Genomic DNA, 15,614 nt, shown 5'->3' with positions numbered 1-15,614 from the left:
ATGCCGATCAAGACCCACCTCAAACGCGCCAGTGGTTGGCTGTACCTGAATTCGCCGGCGGGCCGCCTGCAACTGCGCGGTGGCGGGGTGATCCTGATGCTGCACCGAGTGCTGGCCGACGACGCCAGCGCCGAGCTGCCGCACCGCAACGAGCTGTGCCTCGGGCCGCAGGCCTTCGACCGGCTGTTGCGCTGGCTGCGCCAGCATTTCGACTGCGTGCCACTGATGAGCCTGCTCGACCCTGAACGACCGCCACGGGCCGGACAGCGACCGCGCGTGGCGCTGACCTTCGACGACGGCTGGCGCGACAACGCGCTGCATGCCTTTCCCCTGTTGAACCAGCATCGGGTACCGGCGAGCATCTTTCTGTCCACCGACTACATCGGCAGCCGCCAGCGCTTCTGGTGGGAAAGCCTGGGCGAAACGCTGTGGGGCAGCCACGGTCAGGCACCCTGCATGGCGCTGCGCAAGCGTCTGGGCGAACAAGGCTGCCCGGTCCCGACGGCGGTGTTCGCCGCGCCTACGCAGGCGCTGCGCAGCCAGGCCCTGGCGGATTATCTGCAAAGCCTCAAGGCGCTGCCGTCCCCGGTGCTGCACCGGCTCACCGAAACCTGCCCGGCCGAATCGCTGCCGCAAGCACTGGACTGGCCTCAGGTGCGCCAGCTGGAGGCATCGGGGCTGGTCAGCTTCGGCCCCCATGGCGCCAGCCACGCGCTGCTGCCGGAGTTGGACGATGCCAGCCTCGACGCGGAACTGGCGCGCAGCCGTGCGGCGCTGCAACGGGGCTGTGCGCATCCGCTGCCGGTGTACTGCTACCCCAACGGCGACCATGACGCACGGGTGCGTCAGCGTCTGGCGGCGCATGACTATGCGTTCGCCCTGGGCACCCACCCAGCGATCCACCAGGCCAAGGATGACCCCTTGGCGCTGCCGCGCATCGGGGTCAGCCAACGCAGCGCGCGCCACCCTTCGCTGCTGGCGTGGCGCATGTGCCTGGGAGCGCGTCGATGAAGGGCAACGGTTATCTGCGCCACATGGTGCTGAGCCTGGGCACCAACCTCGCCATGCTGGTGCTGCGCCTGGCGCGCAACATCTTGCTGGCGCGCATCCTCGGCCCCAGCGAGCGTGGCCTGTTCGCCTTGCTCAACACCCTGCCAGACCTGATCGCCGCGCTCGGCTGCGGCGGCCTGAACACCGCCCTGGGTTACCAGGCGGCCAAGCAGCGCAGCATGGGCCTGCTGCTGACCCAGGCGCTGCTGTACGGCTGCTTGCTGGCGACCCTGCTGACCTTGCTCAGCATCGTCCTGGCCCAGGCGCTGGGCACGCGCCTGGAGGCCACCGCGCAACTCGGGCTGCTGGTTTGGCTGTTGCTGCTGGCGGTGCCGCTGTCGGTACTCAAGACCGCCCTGCTGACCCTGCACAACGCTTCCGGCGCCACTGGCACCTACAACGCACTGCGCCTGCTCGAATCGCTCGTACCGCTGCTGCTGTTCGGCGGTTTGCTGTGGTGGTGGCGCGACGCCGCTCTGGAAGCGGCGGTGCTCAGTTGGCTCGGCGGTTTGGGCCTGTTCGTCGCACTTGGCTTGTATTGGCTGGGGCGTGCCCACCCCATCGGCCTGCGCTGGGACCGCAGCGGCCAGCGCGAGCTGCTGGCCTACAGTGCCAAGAGCCACCCCGACATGCTGTTTCGCCAGGCCATGCAGCGTGGCGACTTCCTGCTGGTCGGCACGCTGCTCGGCAGCGCCCCGCTGGGGCTGTACGCCATGGCCACCGCGGCAGCCGAGCTGTTGTTCATCGTGCCCGAAGCGGTCACCACGCCGCTGATGAAACGCCTGCTGCGCCAGGAGACCGAGATGAGCCGGCTGACCCCCCTGGCCCTGCGCCTGACCTGCACCAGCATGCTGTTGGCCTGCCTGGGCATGGCGCTGGTCGGCGAATGGTTGATCGTCACCTTGTTCGGCAGCGCCTACCAGCCGGCCTACCCGGCGCTGCTTGGCCTGCTGCCGGGGCTGCTTGGCGTCAGCCATGTGAGCATCCTGCGCCTCGACCTGCTGGGCAAGAACCGCCCAGGAGCGGTGTCGTGGATCATGGGCATCGGCGCTGCGCTGAATCTGGCGCTGAACCTGCTGCTGATTCCCGCGCTGGGTATTCTCGGCGCGGCGCTGGCCTCGTCGGTGACTTATCTGGCCGGGGCGGTGATGATGCTGGCGCTGTATTGCCGGCTCAGCGGTGTCTCGCCGTGGCGCACGTTGATCGTGCTGCCCAGCGACTTAGCGCCCTTGCGGCGGATGCTGCAACGGAGCCCGGCATGAGCCCGCGCACCTTGTTGGCCTTGGCCGCCCTCATCCTGGCCGGGCCAGGCCGGGCCGAGCCGCTGACCTGGAGCGACCTGCGCGACGGTAGCCTGTACCTGCAACCGTCTGGCAACGACACCTTGGACATCGACTGGCGCCCGGCCTGGCAGGCCGATGCCGCTGAGGAATACCTCTACCTGCTCGACGGCCACGGGCACTTGCAAGGCGAGCGCCATATCGAGCGCACGCAAACCTCCGGCGAGCAGCGCTGGCCGCTGGCCGCCAGCGAGCACGCCTATCAACTGGAAGTGCCGGGCTACAGCTTCCGACGCTACCGTGTCACGCTCGATGCCAGCACCCGCGCCCAGTTCGCACCGGCCAAGGTGCACTTCAGCGTGCAGGCCCCTGCGAACACGGTGCTGTACTTCCGCGTCGAGGCCGGCGAACACGCAAGCCTCGCGGGCAAGTTCCATGGTGGGATACGGGCCTTGCGCGTCGAACGGCTAGACGACGGACAGGCTCAGGAACTGCCGCTCAAACCCTATCGTGCCTACTGGCAATTCGACCGCCTGGCTCTGCCCGTGGCCGAGCAAGCGCGCACCTATCGCCTGCGTCTGATCGGCCGCGGCAAGGCGGCGTTCTGGCTGGACGGCACGGCCAACCTGTTCGCCCAACGCGCCGACCACCTCGGCCCGCTGGCCCTGGCCGACGGCCAAGTGACGTTGCGTGTTGGCCGCAAGGTACTCGGGCGCAGCGCGAGTCTGGGCGTGAACGTGCCATACCAGTTGCCGCCGAAGGCCAGCTACCCCGCCATCGACGTCGTGCGACCGCAGGCGACCGGTTGGTACAGTTTTGTCGACGTGCTGCGCCGCCAGCCCGGCTATGAGCGTCCGATGCGCCGCTTCTACCAGGACCGCTACCCCATCGCCCAGGACATCACCTTGCTGGCCGGCAGCGGACGGCGCGCCGTGCTCGACCCGGAGAGCGACACCCGCGAGGGGCTCGACGCCTGGCTCGCCACCAGCGTCGAGCTGGGTGGCAAGGCGCTGCACTACGTGGCCTTCGCCGACGAGCCGAACCTCAACTACCCCGACTACGCCCGCTATGCCCGCGACTTCAAGATCCTGGCTGCCCAGGTACGTCGCTACCCCGGTGCGCGCGAGGCCGGCGTGCGCATCGCCATGCCGGCCAGTTCCAACCTGGTCAACGGCCCGCTGCACGAAGACAGCGCCGCACGCATCGGCCTGGACTGGGCGCGCCGCCTGCTGGCCAGCCACGGCGAGCAGATCGACGCGCTGGCCTGGCACCAGTGGATGGTGCGCGATCTGCTGGCCACGCGGATCTACCGTGCCCAGGTGCGCCAGGCCGCCGAGCTGGTCGGGCTTGACGCCCAAGGCCGCCCGCGCAAGGCCCTGCTGCTCGACCAGACCAACATTTCCAGCGGCTCGAACCTCAGCCCTTATGAACAGAACACCGATTTCGCCGGCCTGTGGTGGGCGTCAGTGGCTATCAACGCTTCGGCCGATGGCCTGCTGGACATGCTCAACTGGTTCCACCTGGGCGACGAAGCCGCCTGGCCCAAGGGCATGGTCGAAGTCGACGAAGCCCGTGGTCGTTTCACGCCGAAGCCCGTGGCCCTGGCGCACCACTTCATGCAGCGGCACTGGTTGTCGCACGTGCTGGCGCTGGGCAACGACGGTTTCGAAGTGGACGCCCTGGCCATGGCCGACGGCGATCGGCGCAGCCTGTTCGGCGTCAACAAGGCCGACCGTACCCAGCACCTGCGCGTCGACGACCTGGGCAAGGCCTGCCGTGGCGCCACCTTGCAGCTGTTCGGCCCCGACCAGCAGCCGCGAGACGCCAACTTCACCTGCACGGACGGGCAAGCGCGGCTTGTCCTCGCCGGGCGCACGCTGTTCGCGCTGACCTGGACCGATGGTCAATGAACCCGACCCCCTACCCCGCCTTGGAGGCACCATGATCTCTGCATTGAGTACTCTTGAGCAGTACGTCCGGCGCAAAGGCCTGCGCGGCGCCGTCAATGGCATCGTGCGGCGCTTCGTCTATCGCCATGAGCAACTGCTGTGGATGGAGCGCGACCTGGTGACGCCCGTGCCCCCGCACAGCACCAAGCCTGCGCCGCCCTTGCACATGGAGCGCATCACGGTGCACAACGCGTCTGCCTTCGCCCGGCACTTCGGCGACCGCGTGCAGACCATGCGCGAACTGGCCGCCGAGGGCCACGTGGGGCTGATGTGGCTGGACGAGGACGGCGACGCCTGCGCTTTCGTCTGGGGCAGCACCCGCGACTACCACGACCGCCATCACTTCGGCTGCTGGTTCCCGGTAGGACCTGGCGAGTTCTTCCAGTTCGGCGGCGAGTCGATACGCCGTTACTGGGGCACGCCGATTTCCACCGAGGCGCAGCTGTGCCTGTGGCAGGTGATGCGTGCCCAGGGTTGCGTGAAGGTGGTCGACGTGTGTGCGCTGCACAACGTCCCGGCGTTGCGCTTGCACTTGCGCATGGGCTACCACGAGCAAGGGCGCATCCAGCACGTGTACCACCTGTTCGGCTACAAGTTTTACCGGCAGAGCCGTTATCACGGCTCGCGCCTGGACTGGCTGCGCAAGCCCACGGCCACCCCTCCCGCGACGGCGGTCTGAGCATGGCCGTGGAGCTGCGCTGGTGCCATTCACTGAGCGAGGCCGACTTTCCTGCCACCGAATACGAAGCGCTGCGCCAGCGCGTGGCCGGCAGTACGCCATTCAACCATCTGGGCTGGCTGCGCGCCGCCGCCCAGGCGCTGGGACCGGGCCAGGAACTGGCGGTGCTGCTGGGCTACGCGGAAGGCGAGCTGCGCCTGTGCCTGCCGCTGGTGCGCGGCCGCGAGGCGTTCGGCCCGCTACGCGTGGCGGTGGTGCGCCACCTGGGCTACCCGTTGAGCGACCGTATCGGGTTGCTGAACGCGTTGCCGGTGCAAGCCGCCGGCCAGGTACTGCGCTGTATCCGCCGGCGCCTGCCGCATGCGCTGCTGCAATTGAGTGAAGTGTCCTCGGCGACGGCCGACGAGCCCTGGCTGACCTGCTGGACCCGTCGCAGCTCGACCTTCGAACGGCGTCTGAGCTGCCGCGTGCCAGTGCACCGCATCAGCGCCGCCGACCGCCAGGAAGTCAGCGGTGACCCGCGCTACAAATTGCGCCGGGCGCGCAAGCGTATCGCTGCCTGCGGCGCAGTGGAGCGCCGCGTGCTGGCCGATGCGGCGAACATCGACGCGCTGCTCGACGCGGTCAGCGCGGTGGAGGACGCCAGTTGGAAGGGCGACGACGCGGTGGGCATCTTCTCCGGCGCACAGCGCCGGCAGTGGATGTACCAGGCCTTCACCGCGTTGGCCGAGCAGGGCCAGGTCTGTGCCGTGCTGTTGGAGCTGGACGGACGCTGCATCAGCTATCGCCTGGGCCTGCTCGAAGATGGGCGTTTCTACGACTACAACCTGGCCTTCCTGCCCGAGCACCGCGACCTGGGCAGCGGCCGGGTGCTGCTCGAAGCGCTGATCTACTGGGGGCTGGACGAAGGCTGGACGTGGATCGATGCCTCGCGGGTAAGCCTGGACAATTCCAGCCATCAACTGCACGAGCGGCAGACGGGGTTCATCGAGCACTGGCGCTTGAGCTGTTTCAGCTGGCGGCCGAGCGGGGTTGCATTGGGCATCGCCGTGCGCGGTTGGCAGTGGCTCAAGCTGCGCGGGCGTGGGCGCAGCCAGCAATCATAAAAAGTCCCGCCACTCTCCGTTGACGCGTGTGTGCTGGAGTTGCCTAGGCAATGCCCATTTATCCGACTTGAGCTTGACATGAAAGCGGACGCGATTATCAAACGACATGGGTCATAAACTCCTCAACGAGCAGAGGGTCGAATAAAGTCCGTCGATCAAACGGACTGAAGTTCTTGACGAATATTCCCGCCGCTCCCTCTAATGTATCGAATTGCATCTCTAAAAGTATCTCTTTCCCATATTCCTAGGATCGCGACTTCGGCGCTGAGAGCAACTGCTGAACTTGCCAAGCCAGGCGTGCCTAGCATGCGTAGCCCGTTATTTACTACAAGACCTGTGCCCCCTGCTACGGTAACTCTTGCGCCCCACCGAGACAGAACCTGAATCTCTTGCGCAAAATCGGTCGTAAAATTGGTCACCAAACGACCTACATCAGCCGCCGCCTCCAAGTATGGAATACGAAACCTTACGAGTGGCTCATTTGCAGGGGATGTGGGTGCTCTATGTACGGCGACGTAGACATGCGGACTTGACAGCACCTGATCATTTACGGCTGATAGAGGTGTGTAAAAGGCGACTTGAGGGGACCTAGCCTTTAGCCAATTGATACTGTTTCTCAACCATTCCCACCATTGCCCTGTGGGATCGTGCTTATTGATGGGATCGTTTTGACCATAGCTATAAGCGTTGGGCCCGCCCTTGCCGAAAGGCGAGTGCCCATCAGGCTGGAAAAATCGCATCAGCACCGAACTGTAGAACCGATGCCCGTTGCCAAGCGCATAAGCATTCAACAGCGTATCGAGTCGCCGCCCACTGTAAGCGACAAGATATGCCGAGGGCGCTATATGCAGAAAACCATAAGGTGAATAATTCTGATGAACGTCTCCGGGGTAGCTGAGTAAAGGCGTCTTCGCATCATCCGTTTGCAGAAGCCGGCTTGACAATGTGTTCTCGCCCAGCTCGGCGAGCGCGAGGCCATTGCCTCCTAGTAGACGTCGAGGCATAGGTCCCAACGAACATATCAGCCGATTGTTTTGAAAAAAGAATCTCTGCGTCTTGAAGGGACGTTTTAATGAACTCATGAGGACATTCCCGACATATTCGAATTAGTGCTTTCCTAGACGAGTGTGCTCTGCCAGCCCCTACTCCTCTACTGTCATAACTGCCAGGTCGCTTGAACGACAGCCAGCTAGAAGCCGCTTGACGAATCGGCTTAACGTCGTGTTCTAGACTGCTCAACACCATGGGGCTATACATCGAGCAACATCGTTTCAAAAGGCTGCACCTACAGGCCTACTCAGTCATTGGCCCCTCACCGTTGTCATACCCCCTACGCGTACGCGTGCTGAGTGCGAGCTGAGCCACGGCAAAAATGCAGCACCGCGCTGCAGATTTGCCGATTGTCCGGGCCTTCTGCCCATGCCAGCATCGGCCGACCCCGCGTAGCGCAGCGCTTCCTGGACAACGACAACCCCGCAAGGAGATCGCGATGACCGCACAGGCCCCAATCCCGCCCGCCACCCAAGTGCTGGCGAGCGTCCGCAACCGCATCGGCCACCTCACCCTGAACCGCCCCGAGGGCCTCAACGCGCTGACCCTGGAGATGGTGCGCAGCCTGCAGCGCCAGCTCGACACCTGGCGCCATGACGATCAGGTGCTGGCCGTGGTGCTGCGTGGCGAAGGCCCGAAAGGCTTCTGCGCCGGCGGCGACATCCGCTCGTTGTACGACAGCTACAAGGCCGGCAGCACCTTGCACGAGGTGTTCTTCGAAGAGGAATACGCGCTCGACCTGTGCCTGCACCGCTACCCCAAGCCCTTGATGGTGCTGATGGACGGCTTCACCCTCGGTGGCGGCATGGGCCTGGCGCAGGCCTGCGACCTTCGCGTCGTAACCGAACGCAGCCGTTTGGGCATGCCCGAGGTGGGCATAGGTTACTTCCCCGATGTGGGCGGCAGCTATTTCCTTTCGCGCCTGCCCGGCCAGTTGGGCGTGTATCTGGGCGTCACCGGCAACCAGATCCAGGCGGCCGACGCCCTGTACTGCGGGCTGGCCGACTGGTACCTGCCCAGCGCCGTCCTGGCCGAGCTGGACGCTGGTCTGGACCGTGTGCAATTCGGCAGCTACCCACTCAAGGACCTGCAAGGGCTACTCGCCAAACTCGGCCAGCAGCGTCTGGAAGACGCACCGCTGGCGGCCCTGCGCCCGGCGATCGACCACTATTTCGCGCAGGCCGACGTGCCGGCGTTCATCGAACAACTGCGCGCGGTGAACCTCGGCGACAGCCATGCCTGGGCGCTGGCCACCGCCGACCTGCTGGAAACCCGCTCGCCCCTGGCCATGGCGGTGACCTTGGAACTGGTGCGCCGCGGCCGCGAACTGACCCTGGAGCAGTGCTTCGCCCAGGAGCTGCACGTTGATCGACAGTGGTTCGAACACGGCGACATCATCGAGGGCGTGCGTGCCCTGCTGATCGACAAGGACAAACAGCCGCGCTGGAACCCGTCGACCCCCGCAGCCGTATCCGACGCCCAGGTGGCGCGATTCTTCGAAGGCCTTTGACCCGGAGCCCCGCATGCATGACATCGAACTGAACGAAGAGCAGGTGATGATCCGCGACATGGCGCGCGATTTCGCGCGCAACGAGATCGCCCCGCATGCCCAGGCCTGGGAAAAGGCCGCCTGGATCGACGACGGCGTGGTGCGCCAGATGGGCGAGCTGGGCCTGCTCGGCATGGTGGTGCCCGATACCCAAGGCGGCAGCTACACCGACTACGTCGCTTACGCCCTGGCGGTAGAGGAAATCTCCGTGGCCGACGGTGCCACCGGCGCCCTGATGAGCATCCACAACTCGGTGGGCTGCGGCCCGCTGCTGGCCCATGGCAACGCCGAGCAGCAAGCCACCTGGCTGGCGCGCCTGGCGAGCGGCGAGGTCATCGGCTGCTTCTGCCTGACCGAACCCCAGGCTGGCTCCGAGGCGCACAACCTGCGTACCCGGGCCGAGCGCGTGGGCGACCAGTGGGTGCTCAACGGCGCCAAACAGTTCGTCAGCAACGGGCGTCGTGCGGGCCTGGCCATCGTCTTTGCCGTGACTGACCCGGAGCTGGGCAAGAAGGGCCTGTCGGCCTTTCTGGTACCTACAGACACGCCCGGCTTCCATGTCGAGCGCAGCGAACACAAGATGGGCATCCGCGCCAGCGACACTTGCGCAGTCAGCCTGAACGACTGCCGCATCCCGGCGGCGAACCTGCTCGGCGAGCGCGGCAAGGGTCTGGCCATCGCCCTCTCCAACCTCGAAGGCGGGCGCATCGGCATCGCCGCCCAGGCCCTGGGCATCGCCCGGGCGGCGTTCGAGGCGGCGCTGGGCTACGCCCGCGAGCGGGTGCAGTTCGGCAAGCCGATCGCCGAGCACCAGAGCATCGCCAACCTGCTGGCCGACATGCAGGTGCAGGTCAACGCCGCGCGCCTGTTGATCCTCCACGCCGCACGCCTGCGCAGCGCCGGCAGGCCTTGTTTGTCCGAGGCCTCGCAAGCCAAGCTGTTCGCTTCGGAAATGGCCGAGCGGGTGTGTTCGAGGGCGATCCAGGTGCATGGCGGCTATGGCTATCTGGAGGACTACCCGGTCGAGCGCTATTACCGCGATGCGCGCATCACGCAGATCTATGAAGGGTCGAGCGAGATCCAGCGGCTGCTGATTGCGCGGGAGTTGAAGCATTACGCGCTGTGACGCGTCGGCATGGACTGGCTGAGCGAGGGGCCCGGCCGCCCTAAGCGAACCCCATAAAAGAACGCCCATACACAGGCTGTATGGGCGTTCTTTTATGGGGTTCCAACGCGTTGACCGTCTGCCTCGCGGTAACGCGCCATCGAGCGTTGTGGCCCCTTCACTTCTCTCGAACTCAGCCCAGGCAATTGCGCCGGCTGCATTCGGCCTCGGCTTCCGGCCGGTCCTTCAGGCTCAGCGGCAGACGTTGTTTCTCAAGGGTGTCGTACAGGTCGAATCGCGGATTGCACAGGCTGGCCCACGCCCGAGCCCGACGTTTGTGGATGTCTTTTTCGACGGGCAATGCCGGCACGATGACGAAACGTTGTTGCATAGGCGCCCCCCTGGCAATGCCTAACTATTAGCCTGACCATTGGTAGCCTTCAAGCTCACTCATAGTAAGCCGACAGGCGGCGTCGATCCAAGCGCGCATTGCCATGCTTCGATGTTCGCCGCGCCATGGGGAATGCCGAAAGCATCATTCGGATGGTGCGTAACCGGTCATCTCCAGGTACCCGCGCCCGCCGCTACTGCCCTCGATGCGCACCGGTCCCTCCCAGTAAGGAAATCGAGTGTGCATCCAGGCCTGCGGTTCCAAGGCCTGGACTTGGACGTCCAGTCGTTTGCTCGGCACCTGCACGCGCCATTGGGTCGGTACCACTTGGCCTTCACGCTGGCGCGTGGAGGTTTGCGGCGTCAACTGGATCTGCTCGCCCTGCAAGGGCTCGCTCTGGCCGTCGGCGCCGATCCAGGTGCCGGCGCGGTAGGGTTTGCCGTGGTCCTGTCGCACCTGGAACAGCATCAGCTTGGCCCCGCCGTCCAGGTGCAGCGAGAACCAGTCCCACCCCGACTGCCCGGCCGCCAGCGGTTGGCTGCTCCACTCGCGGTCGAGCCAGGCGTTGCCGGTAACCGGGATGCGCTGGCCGTCGCGCTCGACGACTCCGCTGACCTGGTAGAACGGCTGGCTGTAGTAGTACGACGCCTGGCCCTGGCCGGACTTTTCGCTGTAGCCATGGTCGCCGTGCAACACCAGGGGTTTCTGGCTGGCGAGGTTTAGGTCGTAGGCGAACCCCTCCCCTTGGGCGCGCATGTTCAGGTCGCGGATCTGCGCATCGCCGGTCAGCGCCCAGTCGTCGATCCACGCTCGCAGTGGCGCGGTCTGCACACCGGCCTGGCCGATGCCGCCGCGGGCCAGACGCTCGCTGGATTGGTGCCCGCCAGGCCCGGTCAACGCGGCGTGGGCCATCCACAGGTTGGCGCTGCTCCAGCCGGGCTCGACCGCCCCTGGGCGCAGCGCCGAGCGGAACAGTGTCCATTGCACGCCCCAGTCGCGGCCCTGGGCGTCGTGCAGGTTGGCGGTGACGTACCACCATTCGATGCGAAAGCCGTCGTGGGCGCCGTGGTCGCGTGGGAACACCAGAGGGACCCCACGTTGCACTTGGGTATAGGCGGCCGCTTCCTGGCCGAGGCCGGCGTAGCTGCGCGGGGTCGATTCGGGCGCGTCGCATCCGGCCAAAAACAGGCTCAGCAGCAGGCAGCATTCACGCTTCATGGGTGAAGGTCCTCAACAGGTCGGCCGGCTGGCGACGCGCCAGTTGCCAGAGCGGCCAGGCGCTGGCCGCCAGGCTGGTGAACAGGCCAAGGCCTGCTAGTTGCAGCAGTTGCCCTGGGAAGATCATCAACGGCAAGCGCCAGCCGAACGCCTGCACGTTGACCACTGCCACCAGGCACCAGGCCAGCAACAGCCCCAAGGGCATGGCCAGGAGTACGGTGAGGCTGGCCAAGAGCAGCGTTTGCCCAAGGGACAGGCCGATCAGGCGCATGCGCCCTACCCCCAATGCCCACAGCGGTGCCAGTTGCCCAAGGCGGCTCTGGCCGAGGGTCAGCAGGCTGATGAACAGGGCCAGACCTGCCACGCCGAGGGTCAGGGTATTGAGCGCCGCGGTGGCGGCGAACGTGCGGCTGAACACCTCGGTCGACCAGGCTTTCAAGGTGGCCTGCTGCACCAGGCGGCTCGGCCCCAGTTCGAAGCGCTGCTGCAATTGCCCCTGCAGCGTGCCGAGCTGCCCTGGCGCCACGGCTACGGCGATACCGCTGAGGCTGGCTTGCGGCACGTGGGCGCGCAGCCAGGGTGCGCCGACCAGCACATGGCCCTTGGGGTTGCCGTAGTCGGCGTACAACCCGACTACGGTCAGCGGCCGTGGGTCGGCGCCGGTCGCGACGGGCAGCTCGACGCTACCGCCCAGCCCTACGCGCAGACGTCGCGCCAACTGCTCGCTGAGCATCAGCCCGGTGCCGGCGGCCAACTGCGTCCAGGCATCGTCACGCTGCGACAGAAGCGGCCAATGCCGGCTGTACCAAGGTGCATCGACGATCCCCTGCACTTGCGCCGGCCACTGTTGCAGGCGCAGTTCGGCGCGCCAGGTAGGCAGGCGCGCGGTCACGCCGGGCTGCTCGGCCAGCCAGCGGTCGATGGCCTCGGCCTGCTCGCTGTCGCGCGGCGTTAGGTACAGGTCGGCGGACAGGCGCTGGTCTAGCCACCCGGTGAAGGTGCGGCGAAAGCCTTCGGTCATGCTGCCCACGCCTACGCTGGCGGCCAGGGCCAGCAGCAGCGCCATCAGTGCCAGGCTCAGCGCAGGCAACTGCTGCCGGCTGTCGGCGACGAACCACTGCGCCAGCGGTCGCCTGCACAAGCGTGCCAGCCCCGCCAGCAGACGATCGAGCAGCAGCGGCAGCAGCAGCGCCGCCGACAGCATCAGGCAGGCCATCAACGTGAAAGCGCTGGGCAGCCCCTGCCCCCACGCCCAGCAACCGACGGCGACCAGCGCCAGCCCCAGCGCAGCCAAGGCCTGACGACGCAGCCATGGCCCCTGCGCCCGGCGCCAAGCCTGCGCCTGGGCCAAGGCCAGCAACGGTAGCCGCGCGGCACGCCAGACCGCGCTGATGCCGGCCAGTAACGCCCCGGCCACGCTGACCAGCAGGCCGCTGGCCCACCAGGCCGGGGACAGGCTCAATTGCCCGGCCACTTGCGCGCCATAGAGGCCGCGCATGCTGGCGGCCACATCAGGCAGCAAGGCGGCCGCCAACAGGTAGCCGCCCGCCACGCCGGCCAGCCCGCCGAGCACGGCGAACAGCCCCAGTTCGAGGGCCAGCGCGGCCAGCACCGTGCGCAGGTTGATGCCACAGGCGCGCAAGGTGCGGGTCAGGCCACGCCGCTGTTCCAAGGCCAAGCCGATGGCCGCGTGGGCGATGAACAGGCCCACCACGAATGCCAGCAGGCCTAGCGCCGTGAGGTTCAGGTGGAAGCTTTCGGTCAGACGCTGCAAGTCGCCGTCGTCTTCGGCGGGCGCCACGCGCAGCTGCGCCTCGAACTCGCTCGGCAAAGGCCGTACAGCACCGTCCAACAACAACCGCGAGACCTGCCCCGGCGCTTGCAGAATGCGCTGCGCCTGGCCGATGTCGACCACCACCACGCCCGGTGCCAGGCCCGCCTGCACGTGCAGGGGTGGCAAGCGGATGCCCTCGGCGGTGCTGGCGACGTCGCCCTCGCGCAGTCTCAGCCGGCGCAAGGTGTCCGGGCCGATCCAGGTCTGCCCGTTAGCACCGATGAAGGCCGGCAGGTCGAAGCCTTCGGCGCGGGTGCCGGCCACGCTGAAGCCGCTGGGCAAGCTCAGCGGCTCGATACCGATCAGGCGTACGCTCAGTTGCGCGTCGCCGGCCAGGGCGACGCGCCCTTCCAGCACCGGACTGACCGGCCAGCCGAGCAGGCGCAGGCGTACGTACAGGCTCTGGTCGAAACGCTCGTGGGTACGCCCCAGCAGTTGCACCTGGCTGGCCGTGCGCAGCACCGCACTGGCCCGCGCATAGTCGCTGCGCGCCTGGCTGTTGAGCGCCTGCACGCCGGTCCACAAGGTGGTGGCCAGGCACAGGCCGAGAAAGATGCTCACCCCTTGCAGGCGGTGCCGGCGCCAGTGGCTGAGCAGCGTGTGCAGGGCGATGCGCAAGGCGTTCATCGGCACGGCTCGGGCAGTACCCGTCCGGCCTGCAAGCGGCAACGCAGTTGCAAGCGCTCGGCCAGGCGTTCGCTGTGGGTGACCATCAGCACGCTGCTGCCGGCCTCCTCGATCAATTGCAGCATCAGCGCCAGCACTTCTTCGCTGCTGCCTTCGTCGAGGCTGCCGGTGGGTTCGTCGGCCAACAACAGCGCCGGACGCCCGGCCAGCGCGCGGGCGATGGCCACGCGTTGCTGCTGCCCGCCCGAGAGCTGCTCGGGGTAGCGCCGCAACAGCGTACTCAGACCCAGGCGTTCGACCAGATAGGTAGCCCAGGTGGGGTCGTGACGTTCGGCCAGGCGCGCCTGGAAGCTGAGGTTACTGGCCACGTCCAGGCTGGGGATGAGGTTGTACTGCTGGAACACCAGGCCGATGGATTCGCGCCGCCACTGCGCAAGCCCCGCTTCGCTGCGCGCATCGAGGGCCTGACCGTGGATGAGGATGCGCCCGCTGTCGGCCCGGTCCAGGCCGGCGATCAGGTGCAGCAAGGTGCTCTTGCCGCTTCCCGACTCGCCCATCAAAGCCAGGCTGCTGTGGGCGTCGAGGTGCAGATCGACGCCTTGCAGCACCGGCAACGGGCCCTGCGCCGTGGGATAGGTTTTGTGCAGCTTTTCGATGAGCAGCATGGGGCGTCCTTGGGATTGAACAGGCGATGCGAAGAGTCGTGTCGCCCGATGGCGATTGCGCAGCGCTGGGCGGAGGGGGTCAAGGCCAGGATCTGCCATACGCCAGTCAGGCCCGTTTTATGGACCAGCTAAGCTGTGAAGCCCGTCGTTGGCCACGTGCACCTTCCAGATGGACCCTGCGCAGGCCGAGGGGTGCGGTCGGGATCAGCCGGCGGCGCCTTGCAGCAGATCGCCGAGCACCTCGGCCAAGGCCTTGACCATGACGTCGGCGGTGGGGCGATGGACCAGGACGATCTCATAGCTGTCCACCTCGGGCAGCCCTTCCCCGACGCCCAGCACGCGGTGCATGGCCGTCGCGGCGCGTGGTGGCAGCAGGCTGATGCCCATGCCATCTGCCACCGCCGCCTGCAGGCCGCTGAGGCTGGAGCTGGTGAAGCTGATGCGCCACGCACGGCCCGTGGCTTCCAGGGCGTTGATCATGTCGTCGCGGTACAACCCGCGCGGCGGAAAGGTCACCAAGGGCACAGGGTCGAGGCCGAAGGCCGGTGTGTGGGCACTGTCGACCCATTGCAGGCGCTCGGGCCAGCGCGCCACGCTGTCGCGGGCATTGCGCCGCTGCTTGAGCAGAACCAGGTCGAGTTCGCCATTGTCGTAGGCCTGGCTGAGGTCGCGGCACAGGCCGCTGGTGACTTCGAGCTTGACCTGCGCATGCTGCCGAGCGAACGCCGCCAGGGCGGTGGTGGTGGCCCCGCCGACGAAATCTTCCGGCACACCCAGGCGCACGGTCACACCGACCCGCACGCCGGCCAGGGCTTCGAGCATCTGGTCGTTGAGCGCGAGCATGTGCCGGGCGTAACCGAGCAACGTCTGTCCGGCATCTGTAGGCAGCACGTCGCGGTTGCCACGTACCAGCAAGCGGTGGCCGACCATGTCTTCCAGGCGGCGGACTTTCTGGCTGATGGTCGATTGGGTGGAATGCAGGCGCGCGGCCGCGGTGGTGAAGCTGCCGCAGTCGGCGACCACCACGACAGCGCGCAGCAGATCGAGATCGAACAGGGCTCTATTGGCTTGGGTGATGGCAGGCATGGGGGCATCGGGCTGGCAAATGGCA

General features: G+C 66.7%; 13 protein-coding genes. 7 read left to right on the top strand and 6 right to left on the bottom strand.

Annotation, left to right across the window (positions count from 1 at the left end):
- The 5 genes from ACSMEV_RS13040 to ACSMEV_RS13020 are packed head-to-tail and all read left to right on the top strand — an operon-like array spanning position 1 to position 6,064.
- Positions 1-1,011, top strand: a complete 1,011-nt coding sequence (locus tag ACSMEV_RS13040; protein WP_459205512.1) for a polysaccharide deacetylase family protein — start codon at positions 1-3, stop codon at positions 1,009-1,011.
- Positions 1,008-2,312 carry a lipopolysaccharide biosynthesis protein gene (locus tag ACSMEV_RS13035; RefSeq protein WP_459205511.1) on the top strand — a complete coding sequence of 435 codons (1,305 nt, stop codon included), beginning with the start codon at positions 1,008-1,010 and terminating at the stop codon, positions 2,310-2,312. Before ACSMEV_RS13040 ends, ACSMEV_RS13035 begins: the two co-directional genes overlap by 4 nt.
- Positions 2,309-4,240: a hypothetical protein gene (locus ACSMEV_RS13030; RefSeq protein WP_459205510.1), complete on the top strand. Its 1,932-nt coding sequence runs from the start codon at positions 2,309-2,311 to the stop codon at positions 4,238-4,240. Before ACSMEV_RS13035 ends, ACSMEV_RS13030 begins: the two co-directional genes overlap by 4 nt.
- A gap of 34 nt (positions 4,241-4,274) precedes the next feature.
- Positions 4,275-4,958 (top strand): N-acetyltransferase, encoded by a 684-nt coding sequence (locus tag ACSMEV_RS13025; RefSeq protein WP_459208342.1) that lies wholly within the window; start codon positions 4,275-4,277, stop codon positions 4,956-4,958.
- 2 nt (positions 4,959-4,960) lie between these two features.
- A complete protein-coding gene (locus tag ACSMEV_RS13020; protein WP_459205509.1) occupies positions 4,961-6,064 on the top strand; it encodes a GNAT family N-acetyltransferase in 1,104 nt (367 codons plus the stop codon).
- 155 nt (positions 6,065-6,219) lie between these two features.
- Here ACSMEV_RS13020 and ACSMEV_RS13015 read toward each other — a convergent pair whose 3' ends face one another.
- Positions 6,220-7,146 carry an RHS repeat-associated core domain-containing protein gene (locus tag ACSMEV_RS13015; RefSeq protein ID WP_459205508.1) on the bottom strand — a complete coding sequence of 309 codons (927 nt, stop codon included), beginning with the start codon at positions 7,144-7,146 and terminating at the stop codon, positions 6,220-6,222.
- 407 nt (positions 7,147-7,553) lie between these two features.
- On the opposite strand from ACSMEV_RS13015, the gene ACSMEV_RS13010 reads away from it, so the two are divergent.
- On the top strand, positions 7,554-8,624 hold the full coding sequence (locus ACSMEV_RS13010) for an enoyl-CoA hydratase/isomerase family protein (RefSeq protein ID WP_459205507.1): 1,071 nt from the start codon (positions 7,554-7,556) through the stop codon (positions 8,622-8,624).
- Positions 8,625-8,637: 13 nt separating this feature from the next.
- Entirely contained in the window at positions 8,638-9,789 is a 1,152-nt protein-coding gene (locus ACSMEV_RS13005) for an acyl-CoA dehydrogenase family protein (protein WP_459205506.1), read from the top strand.
- A 172-nt stretch (positions 9,790-9,961) separates the two neighbouring features.
- On the opposite strand, the gene ACSMEV_RS13000 is transcribed toward ACSMEV_RS13005, so the two are convergent.
- From ACSMEV_RS13000 to ACSMEV_RS12980, 5 genes are all read right to left on the bottom strand, one after another.
- Positions 9,962-10,159: a hypothetical protein gene (locus ACSMEV_RS13000; protein ID WP_296267810.1), complete on the bottom strand. Its 198-nt coding sequence runs from the start codon at positions 10,157-10,159 to the stop codon at positions 9,962-9,964.
- 144 nt (positions 10,160-10,303) lie between these two features.
- Positions 10,304-11,377 (bottom strand): lipocalin-like domain-containing protein, encoded by a 1,074-nt coding sequence (locus ACSMEV_RS12995; protein ID WP_459205505.1) that lies wholly within the window; start codon positions 11,375-11,377, stop codon positions 10,304-10,306.
- Positions 11,367-13,838, bottom strand: a complete 2,472-nt coding sequence (locus tag ACSMEV_RS12990) for an ABC transporter permease (protein ID WP_459205504.1) — start codon at positions 13,836-13,838, stop codon at positions 11,367-11,369. Before ACSMEV_RS12990 ends, ACSMEV_RS12995 begins: the two co-directional genes overlap by 11 nt.
- Positions 13,835-14,503 carry an ABC transporter ATP-binding protein gene (locus ACSMEV_RS12985; RefSeq protein WP_459205503.1) on the bottom strand — a complete coding sequence of 223 codons (669 nt, stop codon included), beginning with the start codon at positions 14,501-14,503 and terminating at the stop codon, positions 13,835-13,837. Before ACSMEV_RS12985 ends, ACSMEV_RS12990 begins: the two co-directional genes overlap by 4 nt.
- A 204-nt stretch (positions 14,504-14,707) precedes the next feature.
- Positions 14,708-15,589, bottom strand: coding sequence for a LysR substrate-binding domain-containing protein (locus tag ACSMEV_RS12980; RefSeq protein ID WP_459205502.1), 882 nt, complete (start codon positions 15,587-15,589; stop codon positions 14,708-14,710).
- Positions 15,590-15,614 lie beyond the last annotated feature (25 nt).

The organism is Pseudomonas sp. MLB6B (genome assembly GCF_054508135.1).
This window is presented reverse-complemented; position numbering and strand designations above follow the sequence as displayed.

What these genes read in the sequence shown, in the direction of transcription:
- ACSMEV_RS13005 (WP_459205506.1), top strand. Translation starts at nt 8,638, where the DNA reads ATGCATGACATCGAACTGAACGAAGAGCAGGTGATGATCCGCGACATG.
- ACSMEV_RS13035 (WP_459205511.1), top strand. Translation starts at nt 1,008, where the DNA reads ATGAAGGGCAACGGTTATCTGCGCCACATGGTGCTGAGCCTGGGCACC.
- ACSMEV_RS12995 (WP_459205505.1), bottom strand. Translation starts at nt 11,377, where the DNA reads ATGAAGCGTGAATGCTGCCTGCTGCTGAGCCTGTTTTTGGCCGGATGC.
- ACSMEV_RS12990 (WP_459205504.1), bottom strand. Translation starts at nt 13,838, where the DNA reads ATGAACGCCTTGCGCATCGCCCTGCACACGCTGCTCAGCCACTGGCGC.
- ACSMEV_RS13020 (WP_459205509.1), top strand. Translation starts at nt 4,961, where the DNA reads ATGGCCGTGGAGCTGCGCTGGTGCCATTCACTGAGCGAGGCCGACTTT.
- ACSMEV_RS12985 (WP_459205503.1), bottom strand. Translation starts at nt 14,503, where the DNA reads ATGCTGCTCATCGAAAAGCTGCACAAAACCTATCCCACGGCGCAGGGC.
- ACSMEV_RS13040 (WP_459205512.1), top strand. Translation starts at nt 1, where the DNA reads ATGCCGATCAAGACCCACCTCAAACGCGCCAGTGGTTGGCTGTACCTG.
- ACSMEV_RS13000 (WP_296267810.1), bottom strand. Translation starts at nt 10,159, where the DNA reads ATGCAACAACGTTTCGTCATCGTGCCGGCATTGCCCGTCGAAAAAGAC.
- ACSMEV_RS13030 (WP_459205510.1), top strand. Translation starts at nt 2,309, where the DNA reads ATGAGCCCGCGCACCTTGTTGGCCTTGGCCGCCCTCATCCTGGCCGGG.
- ACSMEV_RS13010 (WP_459205507.1), top strand. Translation starts at nt 7,554, where the DNA reads ATGACCGCACAGGCCCCAATCCCGCCCGCCACCCAAGTGCTGGCGAGC.
- ACSMEV_RS13015 (WP_459205508.1), bottom strand. Translation starts at nt 7,146, where the DNA reads ATGAGTTCATTAAAACGTCCCTTCAAGACGCAGAGATTCTTTTTTCAA.
- ACSMEV_RS12980 (WP_459205502.1), bottom strand. Translation starts at nt 15,589, where the DNA reads ATGCCTGCCATCACCCAAGCCAATAGAGCCCTGTTCGATCTCGATCTG.